The organism is Pseudomonas crudilactis, assembly GCF_013433315.1.
Classification (GTDB): Bacteria; Pseudomonadota; Gammaproteobacteria; order Pseudomonadales; family Pseudomonadaceae; genus Aquipseudomonas; species Aquipseudomonas crudilactis.
Genome location: NZ_WXVV01000009.1, coordinates 157,496 through 170,133 on the forward strand (window position 1 = coordinate 157,496; position 12,638 = coordinate 170,133).

At 60.8% G+C, this 12,638-nt stretch carries 10 protein-coding genes and 1 tRNA gene; 10 read left to right on the forward strand and 1 reads right to left on the reverse strand.

Annotation, left to right across the window (positions count from 1 at the left end; translation table 11 throughout):
- Nucleotides 1-244: 244 nt before the first annotated feature.
- Nucleotides 245-1,909: an OFA family MFS transporter gene (locus tag GTU76_RS12180; RefSeq protein WP_175552924.1), complete on the reverse strand. Its 1,665-nt coding sequence runs from the start codon at nt 1,907-1,909 to the stop codon at nt 245-247.
- A gap of 224 nt (nt 1,910-2,133) precedes the next feature.
- On the opposite strand from GTU76_RS12180, the gene GTU76_RS12185 reads away from it, so the two are divergent.
- The 10 genes from GTU76_RS12185 (at nt 2,134) to GTU76_RS12225 (ending at nt 12,613) form a co-directional block, all read left to right on the forward strand.
- The gene (locus GTU76_RS12185; protein ID WP_175552923.1) at nt 2,134-2,538 is read left to right on the forward strand and encodes an acetyl-CoA sensor PanZ family protein; all 405 of its coding nucleotides are present in this window, start codon (nt 2,134-2,136) and stop codon (nt 2,536-2,538) included.
- Between the two features lie 78 nt (nt 2,539-2,616).
- Entirely contained in the window at nt 2,617-4,842 is a 2,226-nt protein-coding gene (locus tag GTU76_RS12190) for an AsmA family protein (protein ID WP_180698705.1), read from the forward strand.
- Entirely contained in the window at nt 4,839-5,906 is a 1,068-nt protein-coding gene (gene mutY, locus GTU76_RS12195) for an A/G-specific adenine glycosylase (RefSeq protein WP_180698706.1), read from the forward strand. Before GTU76_RS12190 ends, mutY begins: the two co-directional genes overlap by 4 nt.
- Nucleotides 5,903-6,175 carry an oxidative damage protection protein gene (locus GTU76_RS12200; RefSeq protein ID WP_016986336.1) on the forward strand — a complete coding sequence of 91 codons (273 nt, stop codon included), beginning with the start codon at nt 5,903-5,905 and terminating at the stop codon, nt 6,173-6,175. Before mutY ends, GTU76_RS12200 begins: the two co-directional genes overlap by 4 nt.
- A gap of 104 nt (nt 6,176-6,279) precedes the next feature.
- Nucleotides 6,280-6,355: transfer RNA gene (locus GTU76_RS12205), tRNA-Phe, on the forward strand.
- A 418-nt stretch (nt 6,356-6,773) separates the two neighbouring features.
- Nucleotides 6,774-7,748: a 2,3-diaminopropionate biosynthesis protein SbnA gene (gene sbnA, locus GTU76_RS30370; protein WP_026000693.1), complete on the forward strand. Its 975-nt coding sequence runs from the start codon at nt 6,774-6,776 to the stop codon at nt 7,746-7,748.
- 5 nt (nt 7,749-7,753) lie between these two features.
- A complete protein-coding gene (gene sbnB / locus GTU76_RS30375) occupies nt 7,754-8,785 on the forward strand; it encodes a 2,3-diaminopropionate biosynthesis protein SbnB (RefSeq protein WP_049802153.1) in 1,032 nt (343 codons plus the stop codon).
- Complete coding sequence (locus GTU76_RS12215) at nt 8,779-10,560, forward strand: FAD/NAD(P)-binding protein (protein WP_180698707.1); 1,782 nt, start codon at nt 8,779-8,781, stop codon at nt 10,558-10,560. Before sbnB ends, GTU76_RS12215 begins: the two co-directional genes overlap by 7 nt.
- Complete coding sequence (locus tag GTU76_RS12220) at nt 10,557-11,171, forward strand: glutathione S-transferase family protein (RefSeq protein ID WP_038359943.1); 615 nt, start codon at nt 10,557-10,559, stop codon at nt 11,169-11,171. The genes GTU76_RS12215 and GTU76_RS12220 overlap by 4 nt, the downstream gene beginning before the upstream one ends.
- Before the next feature lie 17 nt (nt 11,172-11,188).
- Entirely contained in the window at nt 11,189-12,613 is a 1,425-nt protein-coding gene (locus GTU76_RS12225) for an L-lactate permease (protein WP_180698708.1), read from the forward strand.
- Nucleotides 12,614-12,638 lie beyond the last annotated feature (25 nt).

The following is a 12,638-nucleotide window of genomic DNA, read 5'->3' on the forward strand; positions in this document are numbered from 1 at the left end:
ATTGGGCGAAAAAGGCTGCCATTATAGGCACGCGGGGCGCAAACAGAAACACGAGAGGTGAGATGGCTGACGGATAGAACGCCCGGCTGTCGCGGGTAGACATGTCCATACAAGCCATTACAGGCACCCAAAAACAACTGTAGGAGTGAGCCTGCTCGCGATGAGGGCCTGACAGGCAACATTTCTGTGACTGTCAGACCGCTATCGCGAGCAGGCTCACTCCTACAGGGGTACTACGTTTTACTTAGTGAAACAGTACCGCCGTCTTCTGCAAGGTCACCCACACACCCCACGCCAACGGAATACCCACCACCAGCCAGGCAGCGATTGCCAGCGGCTTGCTGCCCGGCGCGGCTTTCCACTCCAGAACCGTGCTGGCATCAGCACCTTTGTCGTGGCCCAGCGCCTGTTCGGCAGCCAGTTCCGCGTCGGTCATGAAGTACTTGTCGGCCACCGGGCGCACCAGCAGGTTGCACAGGAAGCCCAGCACCAAGAGACCTGCAAGGATGTACAGGGTGATGTCGTAAGCGGCAGCGCGTTCAACGCCGATGCTCAGCTGATATTCACGCAGGTAGTTCACCAACACCGGACCCAGCACGCCAGCGGCAGCCCAGGCAGTCAGCAGACGACCGTGGATCGCACCAACCATCTGCGTACCGAACAGGTCAGCCAGATACGCCGGAACAGTGGCAAAACCGCCGCCGTACATCGACAAAATGATGCAGAACGCCGCCACGAACAGCGCAACGTTGCCCAGATGGCCCATGTTCGGGATCAGTGCGTACAGGGCGAAACCCAGGGCGAAGAACACGAAGTAGGTGTTTTTGCGGCCCAGGTAGTCCGAGAACGAGGCCCAGAAGAAGCGACCACCGATGTTGAACAGGCTGAGCAGACCGGTGAAACCGGCAGCAATCGCCGCGATCGAAGCCAGTTGCCCGGCATCGAGCTGACCAAACGGCACATCAACACCCAGCAGCTTGCCGCCGAACACTTCCTGCAGCAGTGGCGAAGCCATGCCGAGGATGCCGATACCGGCGGACACGTTCAGACACAGCACCAGCCAGACCAGACGGAATTGTGGAGTTTTCCACGCCACATTCACGTGCACATGGCGATGAGTGATCATCGAGTTGGAAGCCTTTTTCGCCGGAGCGGTCCAGCCTTCCGGTTTCCAGCCGGTTGGCGGCACGCGGTAAGCCAGAGCACCGCCGATCATGAACACGAAGTAGATCGCGGCCATGGCCACGAAGCTCTGCCACACGCCGACACCTTCAGCCGAAGCGAAGTGGCTCATCAGTGCGGTTGCCAGCGGTGCACCGACCATCGCGCCGCCACCGAAGCCCATGATCGCCATGCCGGTCGCCATGCCGCGCTTGTCCGGGAACCACTTGATCAGGGTCGACACTGGCGAGATATAGCCCAGACCCAGACCGATACCACCGATCACGCCGGAGCCGATCCACATCAGCCAGATCTGGTGGGTATAAATACCCAGCGCCGAAATCAGCAGACCGCCGCACCAGCACAAGGCCGATACAACGCCGGCCTTGCGCGGCCCGGCGTGTTCCAGCCAGCCACCCCAGATCGCTGCCGAGCAGCCGAGGAAGATGAAGAACAGCGTGTAGATCCAGCCGAGCATGGAGATCGGCCAGTCGCAGTTCGACGAAAATACCTGTGCGATGAAGCTCATGTCCGGCGCGCAAGCCACCGGGGCGGTAACGCCCAGCGCCTTGGACAGCGGCAACCAGAACACCGAGAAGCCGTAGGCCATGCCGATGCACAGGTGGATGGCCAGAGCGGCCGGTGGGACTAGCCAACGGTTGAAACCGGGTTTGGCGATGATGCGTTCCTTGGACAGGAACGCGGGCTGATCGGCTTTGAGGCCGTCCGCCGTGATGCTCGTGCTCATTGTGTATCCCCCAATTATTAGTATGGTTCGCCAGCCACTGTTCACCCCCGGTCTTTATGCACGCAGGCATGACCGTTTTTTTGGGTGAAGCTCCTTGAAGGCGCGACGTTAAGTCGCAGAAGGACGGACGAACGGGCGAAGGTTACCATTTGCACGTGACAGAAAAACCAAACTGATATCACCTTTTTTATGTCATCTGTTCTCGTACCACTCAGGAAAGCGCTATGCCGATCATTGTCCAAGCCCTGAAAGACGCCAGTTATCAGGATCAGCAGGATTTGCAGAAGATCTATCGCGATGCCCCAGAATGGCTGTTCGCACCGTTTTCCGGTGAGACTGCCCTGATCGAAGGCGCCCTTGCGGACGGCTCTTTTATTGCTGGCCGCTTCAACGACCGCTTGCTGGGTGCCGGCATTCTGCAAAGGCATCAAGGCGTCTGGTACTTGTCCCATTTATGCGTACGAAAAGTTACCCGTCGCCGAGGGGTCGCCGAGAGACTGGTGAACCAAGCGCAGAAAATGGCGTCGCAAGCGGGGGCCGAACTGCGCCTGCTGGCCCCTGCGGAACATCCCGAGGCTCAAGCACTCGCCGCCAGGTTGCAGATACCGCTGGACGTCCCGGCAACATGACGTCACAGCGAACCGGGCGGTTGCAGCGCTATACTCCCCGGCTAAATTACGAATTCGACTAACTACAAGGACTCGCCCATGAAAGCGTTCGGCAAAATCCTGGGTCTGGTACTTCTCGGGCTGTTGCTGATCATCGTGGCGGCAGGTTTTGCCCTGACCCACCTCTTCGATCCCAACGACTACAAAGACGAGATTCGCCAGATAGCCCGCGACAAGGCCCACATCGAGCTGACGCTCAATGGCGACATCGGCTGGAGCCTGTTCCCGTGGCTTGGCCTGGAACTGCACGAGGCCAGCGTCGCCACCCTGATCAATCCGACCGAACCGTATGCCGATCTGCAGATGCTCGGCCTGTCCGTGCGCGTGCTACCGCTGTTGCGCCGCGAAGTGCAAATGAGCGATGTGCGCGTTGAAGGCCTGAACCTGCGCCTGAAACGCGACAAGAACGGCCACGGTAACTGGGAAGACATCGGCAAGGTGCCGACAGCCGCCGCACCTGCCGGCAGTCCGGCGCCTGCCAGCACAGCCACTGCAGAGGCCCCTGCCCAACCCGAAAAACCGCCACAGCCGATCCGCCTGGATATCGACAGCCTGACCGTCAACAACGCCCGTGTTGAATACAACGATGAACTGACGGGCAAGCAGTTCAGCGCCGAAAGCATTCAGCTGAGCACCGGCCCGGTACACGATTCGACGAATATTCCGGTGAAAGCCACGGCATTCCTCGGCACCAACCAGCCCGTCCTGCGCGTGCGTACCGAGCTTACTGGCGAGCTGCGCATCGAGCGCGCACTGCAACGCTACAGGTTCGAAGACATGAAGCTGTCCGGCGAACTGGCCGGTGATCCGTTGCAAGGCAAAACCATGACCTTCGCAGCTCAGGGCCAGTTATCGCTGGATAAAGCCGCGAACGTCGCCGAATGGACCGGCATCAAGATTTCCGCCAACCAGTTGCGCGCCTTGGGCGAGCTGAAAGCCAACGACCTCGACAAGACTCCGCAGATCACTGGCGGCCTCTCCATTGCCCAGTTCGATCTGGTGAAATTCGTCGACAGCATTGGCCAGAAACTGCCGGCCATGGCCGAAGGCAGCCTGAGCAAAGTCGAACTGGTCAGCCGCGTGGCAGCCACGCCAACCAGCATCGCGTTCGACAATATCAACCTGAAACTCGACGACAGCAGCTTCAGCGGCCGCATCGCCGTCGAGGATTTCGCCAAGCAATCGCTGCGGGCAATCCTCAAGGCTGACACGTTCAACGTCGACCGCTACCTGCCGCCGAAATCGGCGCAAGCCAACAGCGCCACGCAAGTGCGTCAGGCCGAAGTCGCCAGCACCGAAGCCGATGCGATGGCCGGTGCCGGCTCCACGCCACTGCCGGACAAACCGAGCAAAACCGCCTGGAGTACCGAGCGCCTGTTGCCGGTTGAACGCCTGGCCAAACTCGACGTCGATGCCGATCTGACCTTTGGCCAACTGACCCTCGACAAACTGCCGATCCAGAACGCCGCACTGAAAGCCACCGGCCAGGGCGGCCTGCTGACCCTGACCAACCTCAGCGGCGAGTTGTACAACGGCGGTTTCACCGCCAATGGCACCCTCGATGTTCGCCCGAGCGCGCCTGTGCTGAACCTGCAGACCAGGCTCAATCGCGTGCCGGTAGAAAAAATCCTCGAAAGCCAAGGCAAGAACCCGCCGGTCAAAGGCCTGGTAACCCTCACCAGCAATGTCACCGGCAGCGGCAACAGCCAGCAGGCGCTGATCGATACGCTTAACGGCAACGCCAGTTTCGTGATCAACAACGGCGTGCTGCTCAACGCCAACCTTGAACAGCAATTGTGCAAAGGCATCGCCACGCTCAACCGCAAAACCCTCAGCGGCGAGCCACGGGGCAAGGACACCCCGTTCCAGGAACTCAAGGGCAACCTGACCTTCCGCAACGGCGTCGCCAGCAACCCTGACCTGAAAGTGCGCATCCCCGGCATGACCGTCAACGGTGACGGCGACATCGACCTGCGCGTGCTAGGCATGGACTATCGCGTCGGCATCATCGTCGAGGGCGACACCAGCGCCATGCCGGATCCGGCGTGTCAGGTCGGCGAAAAATTCGTCGGTGTCGAATGGCCGCTGCGCTGCCGTGGCCCTCTGGAACTGGGCGCCAAGGCCTGCCGCGTCGACAACGATCGCCTCGGTCAGGTCGCGACCAAACTGGCCGGCGACAAGCTCAGTGAGAAGATCGACGAGAAACTCGGAGACAAGGTCAGCCCGGAACTGAAAAACGCATTGAAGGGGCTGTTCAAGCGATGAGAACGGAGCAATTTTCCACGGCGGTGCTGGATTGGTTCGACCGCCACGGCCGCCACGATCTGCCTTGGCAGCAGGACATCAACCCGTATCGGGTGTGGGTGTCGGAGATCATGTTGCAGCAAACCCAGGTCAGCACCGTGCTCAATTACTTCGACCGTTTCATGGCCGCGTTGCCGACGGTCGAAGCGCTGGCCGAGGCGCCAGAAGACGAAGTGCTGCACCTGTGGACGGGGCTGGGTTACTACACCCGCGCGCGCAATTTGCAGAAGACCGCGAAGATCGTCGCCAGCCAGTACGGCGGCGAATTTCCGCGTGACGTTGAAAAGCTTACCGACCTGCCGGGCATTGGTCTGTCCACTGCCGGCGCTATCGCCAGCATCAGCATGGGCCTGCGCGCACCGATCCTTGATGGCAACGTCAAGCGCGTGCTGGCACGTTTTACCGCGCAAGAGGGCTATCCCGGCGAGCCGAAGGTCGCCAAACAGCTCTGGGCCAACGCTGAGCGCTTTACGCCGCACGATCGGGTCAACGCCTACACCCAGGCGATGATGGACCTTGGCGCAACACTCTGCACGCGCAGCAAGCCGAGCTGCCTGCTGTGTCCGCTGGAGCGTGGCTGCGAGGCGCACATGCTCGGCCTGGAAACCCGCTACCCGATTCCCAAGCCGCGCAAAGCCATCCCGCAGAAGCGCACGCTGATGCCAATGCTGGCGAACGGCGATGGTGCGATTCTGCTTTACCGTCGTCCCTCGAGCGGTTTGTGGGGCGGTTTGTGGAGCCTGCCGGAACTCGACGACCTCGACGACCTGCAACATCTCGCCGATCAGCACTCGCTGACCATGGGCGAGCAGCAGGCGCTGCCAAGCCTCGTCCACACGTTCAGCCATTTCCAGCTGTCCATCGAACCCTGGCTGGTTCAGGTGCAGGAGGCCGCCCATCACGTGGCCGAGGCCGACTGGCTCTGGTATAACCTCGCCACCCCGCCGCGCCTGGGCCTCGCCGCCCCGGTCAAAACCTTGCTCGAACGCGCGGCCGCCGTCTTGAATGCAGGAGAGTCGCCATGACCCGCACCGTAATGTGCCGCAAGTACAAAGAAGAACTGCCCGCGCTGGACCGCGCTCCTTTCCCGGGCGCCAAAGGTCAGGATATTTTTGACCACGTCTCGGCCAAGGCCTGGGCTGACTGGCAGAAACACCAAACCTTGCTGATCAACGAAAAGCGTCTGAACATGATGAACGCCGAAGACCGCAAATATCTTCAGGGCGAAATGGACAAGTACTTCTCCGGCGAGGAATACGCCAAGGCCGAAGGCTACGTTCCGCCTGCTGAGTAAACCCTGCAAAATCGGGGGTCGGATCGTAAGCGACGGAATTAATTTAAGAAATTTTAAAAAAGTCGTTGACGTAAATCCGAAAAACCCTTTTAATGCGCCCCGTTGCCCAGATAGCTCAGTCGGTAGAGCAGGGGATTGAAAATCCCCGTGTCGGCGGTTCGATTCCGTCTCTGGGCACCAAATACCGAAAACCCTGAATCGCAAGATTCAGGGTTTTTTTATGCCTGCGATTTGATCACGCCTCTCTCTCCGCCCCGCAACGCCCTCCTCTCGATACACCTCATACCCGCCTGTACTGAAAAATTCCCGAAATCTGTATCTCTCCCCGTGTAGGAAAATTCGCCAGTATTCCTCCAAGCCTTGGCGAGCCAATGAATGGCTCTACTTTACGCCCCGCAACACTCTGGGCTCCTCAAGCCCTCAGAGCGCAAAACCTGATTTTTTGAATAGATCGGCGTCCACCGCAAGGTCACTTCCTGTCCAGCTAAAAAATCTAAAAACAAACCTAACAGGCGAACTGCATTTACTGCTTTTCAAACATTCCAGGATGAATGCTGGCGCCCCTGTGCGCCCGGCAAAAGAGCGAAACGGACTACGTATGATCAAGCAACTTATCAATGAAGACAGTTATGTGCAGATTGGCGATCTGTGCAGCGCAACGATCCAGTTGAAAATCGAAGGACTGAATCCTGCCGGATCAATCAAGCTCAAGACCGCACACGCCCTGATCACGGACCTGGAAAACCAAGGCCGGATTCACCATAAGACTCGCCTGGTCGAGTCTTCCTCGGGGAATCTGGGGGTCGCGCTGGCCATGGTCTGCGCCGCCAAGGGTTACAGGTTTGTCTGTGTGATCGACCCGAACATTTCTGCGCCGAACAGAAAACTCATGCAGGCACTGGGTGCGGAAATGATCATGGTCGATCAGCGTGACGAAAACGGCGGCTACCTAAATTCGCGTATCCGTTTGATCGAGCAACTGGTCGCAGAGAACTCCGACTACATCTGGCTCAATCAATACAAAAACCCGACCAACCCCCTCGCTCACTATCAAGCGACCGCGAAGTCCATCGCCCATAAGTTTCCACACGTGGACTACTTGTTCGTCGGCGCCGGTACCACCGGTACTTTGATGGGCTGCAAGAACTACTTCGCCGAACACCATCCGCACACCAAAGTGATTGCCGTCGATACGCTCGGCTCGGTGACCTTCGGTCTGCCGGGCGGTACGCGGCATATCCCGGGGCTGGGTACCAGCCGTCTGCCGGAGATCTTCGAGCCGTCGGGGATTCACGACTTCGTATCGATCGCCGAGGAACAGACGATCAAGGTCTGCCGCTGGCTGGCGCAACGCTACGGCCTGCTTTTCGGTGGCTCCACCGGCACGGTCCTGGCGGGCATCCAGCAATGGGCGCCGCACATCCGTCCCGACGATGTCGTCGTGGCGATCTCCCCCGACATGGGTGAGCGCTACCTCGAAACCATCTACTCCGACGACTGGGTCACCCAGCGGATCGGCGCAAACGCTTTGCACCCCCTCTTCCCAGAAATCGCTCTGGCACTCTCGGCGTAATCCCCATGACCACACAGAACCCGATTCAACCGTTCCATGTCATCCCTGGCGCTGTCGTCAAGGACATCCTCAACGGGCTGCGTCACGAAACCATCGACATGGTCGCCCAGACCTACCTGACCCACGAGCGCGGCGAAACCGTTAACCCGGATAGCTACTTCCTGCGTTTTCCGGCGCAACCGGCGAACCGGATCATTGCCTTGCCGGCGGCGATCGTCGACAGCGAGGGCGATCAGTCCGTCTCCGGGATCAAGTGGATTGCCAGCTATCCCGACAACATCAAGTCGGGCATCCCACGTGCTTCGGCGGTGCTGATCCTCAACGATCCGGACACCGGCTACCCCTACGCACTGCTTGAAGGCGCGCTGATCAGTGCCGTGCGCACCGCAGCGTCGGCGGTGCTCGGTGCCTGGTGGCTGAATGGCCAAAGCAAAAGCGCGGCAACACTCTCGATCATTGGCGGCGGGGTGATTTCGCGGAACATCCTTGAGACGTTCATCGCCGACGACTGGTCGTTCGACAGCGTGGGCATTCACGACCTCAATGCAGAATCAGCACAAGCGCTGTCGGCGTTCGGCAAGCAACTCGGGGTGCCGGATGTACAGCTGTTGTCGCTGGAAGAGGCGCTGAGCGCCGACATCGTGGTGTTCGCCACCAGCGCCGGCGAACCTTACGTCAAGGGCAAAGGCACGTTTCGCCCGGGGCAGATCGTGCTGAACATCTCGCTGCGGGATATCGGCGCAGAGATCATCGAAGAAAGTTACAACTACTTCGACGACGTGACCCATTGCCTGAAAGCCAATACCTCGCCGCATCTGGCCGAGCAAAAGTACGGTCATCGTGATTTCGTTACCGGCACCGTCGGGCAATTGATTCGCGGCGACCTGCACATCGCCACGGACAAGCCGCTGATCTATTCGCCGTTCGGCATGGGCATCCTCGATCTGGCGATTGGCCGGATGATCCACGACATAGCGGTCAAGGACGGTTCGGCGGTCGCCATCCCCTCCTTCTTCGGGGAGGAGCGCAGATGGTGAGCGCGCCTCTGCACATCGGCCTGGTGGGCTGCGGCTCGCGCGGGCTGTCGATTTTCGAACGCCTGCTGAGCCTTGCTGAAACGCGCCCGGAGCAGCCAGTCGTCATCGATATTTTCGATCCGAATGTGCTCGGAAGCGGCGCGCATTGGCCGGATCAACCGGACTATCTGCTGCTCAACACCGTCGCTGGCCAGCTCGGTGTTTTCCCCGATGCAGCGGCATTCGGAAATCTGACGGATGCACGGGAACGGCCGGGCGCGGATTTCCTGACGTGGTGCCACGAGCAGCGCATCAAGGTCGACGCGGACAGCGGACTGCTCGCCGCCGACGGCCGTGACGTCGAGCCGCAGGACTTCCTGCCGCGCCATTTGCTCGGCGCCTATCTGGCCGACGCCTTCGCGCAAATCCTCGCGACGGCGCCGCACTGGGTGAGCGTGAACCTGCATCAACAGGCGGTCACCGCGGTCGAGAGCAACGCAGGTCAGCAATTCCTGCTGCAGACCGCTGCGGGGGCTGCGGTCACCGTGGATCGGTTGATTCTGACGGTCGGCCATACCGGTCGCCTGCGCTCGGCGGATCGCAACCGCGTTGACGATGTCTATCCGCTGCCCGGCAGCCTCGCCACCATCGAGCCCGGCGAAACCGTGCTGGTCGAAGGGCTCGGGTTGGGTGCGATGGATACCCTGGCGGCGCTGACCTCCGGCAGGGGCGGTCGCTACAAGCGCATGGCCGACGGCAGTCACGCCTATCAGCCTTCGGGCCAGGAGCCGGTGATCTTTATCCAGTCACGGGACGGGCTGCCGTTTCGCACCCGACCCAACGGCCTGGTTGAATGCCCGCGCCATCGCGCCGTACTGCTGACGAGTGCGCGCATCGAATCCCTGCGGGCCAGCAGCCACAACCGACAGTTGGACTTCGAACAGGACATCCTGCCGCTGATGCTGCTGGAGATGCGTGCGGCGGCCATCGCCGTCGTGCATAGCCCATCAGCGCCAGAGCAGGTGCTGGAGCGACTCAGGGCCGTCAGCGTTGCTGGCGAACCCGGTGTTGCCGCCTGTGAAGCGTTGCTGCGCGATTACGAAGCGACTGGCAGTGTGATCGACCCACAGGCGCTGATCTGCCACGCACTGCCCGACGAAGTATTGCCTTACAACTATCACGCCTGGATCTACGACACCCTCGAAGCCGATTTGCACGAGTCGCGACTGGGGCGCGGAGAATCGGCGATCAAAGCCGCTATCGAAGTCTGGCGCGATCTGCGTGATCGCCTGCGTGAGGCCGTCGATTTCGACGGGCTGACCGACGCGTCGCATCGGCAGTTCTATGGCCGTTGGCACAAGGCGATCAACCGCCTCGTTGCGGGCCCGCAAAAAGAGCGCCACGCCGACCTGCTCGCCCTGTGTGACGCCGGCCTGCTGACATTCCTCAAGCCCGGCTCGCGCCCTGCGATCAACGACTTCAAACGTGTCGCCGGTTATGTCCAGAGCAGCGGCGTGAGCAACAGCGACTGCGCGCCGGTGCGTGATCTGGCGCGGCTGGGCCTTATCCGCCCGCGAACCGATGAGCCAGGCATTGACGGCATCGACGTCGATGCCGCGTGCCACCCCAAGTCGAGTACAGGTGAACCGGTGCGCAACATTTGGGTACTCGGCCCGCTCGCCGAAGGTTCTTGCTACTACAACCACTACGTCACCTCGGCGGGCGCGCCTTCGCGGCTGTTCATGGACGCCCATCGAACAGCCACTGCCATCCTTGAGACAGGGACTTCAGCATGAAGCTTTTCTACCAGACGCATTCACCCTACGCCCGCAAGGTGCTGGTGCTGGCTCACGAACTCGGCATCGCATCGAGCCTGGAAGTGATCCACCACGAGACCAGCCCGACATCGCCAAACGAGACCATCTACAAGGCCAACCCGTTGGGCAAAGTGCCGGTGCTGATCCTGCCTGACGCCACGGCGCTGTTCGATTCCATCGTGATCTGTGAATACCTCGACGACCTGAGCGACGGGCCGAAACTCATCCCGGCAACCGGCCCTGAGCGCTACAAGGCGCTGCGCCTGCAAGCGTTGGCGCAGGGCATGTGCGATGTCGGCATCAAGCTGCGCTGGGAAGTCGAGCGCCGCCCCGAGGCCTTGCGCTATCCGGCCTACGCCGACGGTCAGGCGTTCAAACTCAAGGAGGCTTACCGCTTCATTGAGGAGCACGTCGACCTCAATGGCCCGATCACCCTCGGCCACATTGCCCTGGCGACCGCGCTCGACTGGATCGCCTTTCGCCAACTCTCGGACTTTTCCGCTCAAGCACGCCTGACCGAGTGGTATCAGACTTTTTGTGAGCGGGCGTCCATGCGGGCGACCGAGTACAGCGGGCAGACTCACGATTAAGTTAAGGAAAACCGGGTATGAGCTCTCTCTTGTTGCAAATGTCACCGATCGCGCTGGTGATCGCGTTGATCTTGATCGTCCGCCGACCGCCAGTGCAAGCCGCACTGGCCGGCGTAGTGCTGGTGCTCGTGCTGTGGGCCTTGGGCGCAGCCGGGCCTGTGTCAGCGGCAATCAGCACGGCCATCTTTCAGGACACCACCATCCTGTTTCTCAGCACGGCGTGCGTGATCATTCCGGGGCTGGCCTTCGTCATCCTGGTCGAGCGCGGTGGTGCGCCGCAGGCCATCGGCGCCTGGGTCAAGGAGCTCGGCTGGACACCGCCGGCGCAAGTCATCTTCATCGTGCTGGGCCTCGCACCGCTGCTTGAAGCAATGACCGGTTTCGGCGTTTCGCTGATCGCAACCGTGCCATTGCTGATGGGGCTGTTCACTCGCCAGTCGGGGATGAAAATCGCCCTCGCCGGGATGGTCATCATGCCGTGGGGCACACTGGGTCTGGCCACCGTGATCGGCGCGCTGTTGGCGCACTTGCCGGCGCAAACCCTTGGCAGCCATTCGGCGCTGATCAGTGCGCCAGTGTTCTTCTGCCTGGCGGCGATTGCTCTGTGGCAGGGTGGCATCCGCAAGGTATCGCCGTGGCTTGGACTGATCGTGGTGACGGCGCTGTTCGTCGCGGTGCTGTTTGCAGTCAACCTGTGGATCGGCCCGGAAGTCTCCGGTGTGCTGGCCGGTCTGGCGGTAGCTTGCGTCGGCTTGGGGATTTCTTACACACAACGGAAAAAACTGGTGCGCTGGCCGAACGCAGCCTGGCCTTATCTGGCCTTGCTGGGGGTAATCGTTGCGTCGCGCGGGCTGTTCGTCCTGTCGGGCTGGGATGCGCTGTGGATCATCAAAGGCGAGCATGTTTCGTGGAAGCCATTGGCCTCCCCGGGGCTGGCGCTGCTGATCGTTACGCTATTGATGGCAATCAGGCAACGCGCTGCCGCAGGTTTCCCGTGGCGAGCGCTGTTCAACCGGGCGAAATTTCCGGTCACGACAATTTTCCTGTTCCTGCTGCTGTCGCAGGTGATGGTCAACGCCGGTTTCCTCGTCGAAGCGCAGCGCACGCTGCAATCGTTGTCGGGGATATCCCTGGCGCCAACCATCGCAGTGCTGGCGGGGCTTGCCGGCTATGTCACCGGTTCCAACGTCGGCGGCAACACCCTCGTCATGCCGTCCATCGCCGCGCTGAGCAGCGAACACGGTGCCTGGCTGGCCGCGATGGTCAACAGTGCCGCCGGGCATGGCGCGCTGGGGTCGCTATCGATCCTGTCGCTGATCACTGGGCTTGCGGGCGCCAATCGGCATGAAGAAAACAACCTGATCCGATTCGCCTTCGGTCTGGTTGCGCTCAACATCGTCATAGTTGCTGCAACGGGAATCGTTTTGCTCTACTTTCTCTGAATTGTTTCAAGACATCACAGAGAAC

Excerpts from the sequence above, each read along its gene's own strand:
- GTU76_RS12180 (WP_175552924.1), bottom strand. The coding sequence starts at position 1,909 with ATGAGCACGAGCATCACGGCGGACGGCCTCAAAGCCGATCAGCCCGCG.
- GTU76_RS12185 (WP_175552923.1), top strand. The coding sequence starts at position 2,134 with ATGCCGATCATTGTCCAAGCCCTGAAAGACGCCAGTTATCAGGATCAG.
- GTU76_RS12190 (WP_180698705.1), top strand. The coding sequence starts at position 2,617 with ATGAAAGCGTTCGGCAAAATCCTGGGTCTGGTACTTCTCGGGCTGTTG.
- mutY (WP_180698706.1), top strand. The coding sequence starts at position 4,839 with ATGAGAACGGAGCAATTTTCCACGGCGGTGCTGGATTGGTTCGACCGC.
- GTU76_RS12200 (WP_016986336.1), top strand. The coding sequence starts at position 5,903 with ATGACCCGCACCGTAATGTGCCGCAAGTACAAAGAAGAACTGCCCGCG.
- sbnA (WP_026000693.1), top strand. The coding sequence starts at position 6,774 with ATGATCAAGCAACTTATCAATGAAGACAGTTATGTGCAGATTGGCGAT.
- sbnB (WP_049802153.1), top strand. The coding sequence starts at position 7,754 with ATGACCACACAGAACCCGATTCAACCGTTCCATGTCATCCCTGGCGCT.
- GTU76_RS12215 (WP_180698707.1), top strand. The coding sequence starts at position 8,779 with ATGGTGAGCGCGCCTCTGCACATCGGCCTGGTGGGCTGCGGCTCGCGC.
- GTU76_RS12220 (WP_038359943.1), top strand. The coding sequence starts at position 10,557 with ATGAAGCTTTTCTACCAGACGCATTCACCCTACGCCCGCAAGGTGCTG.
- GTU76_RS12225 (WP_180698708.1), top strand. The coding sequence starts at position 11,189 with ATGAGCTCTCTCTTGTTGCAAATGTCACCGATCGCGCTGGTGATCGCG.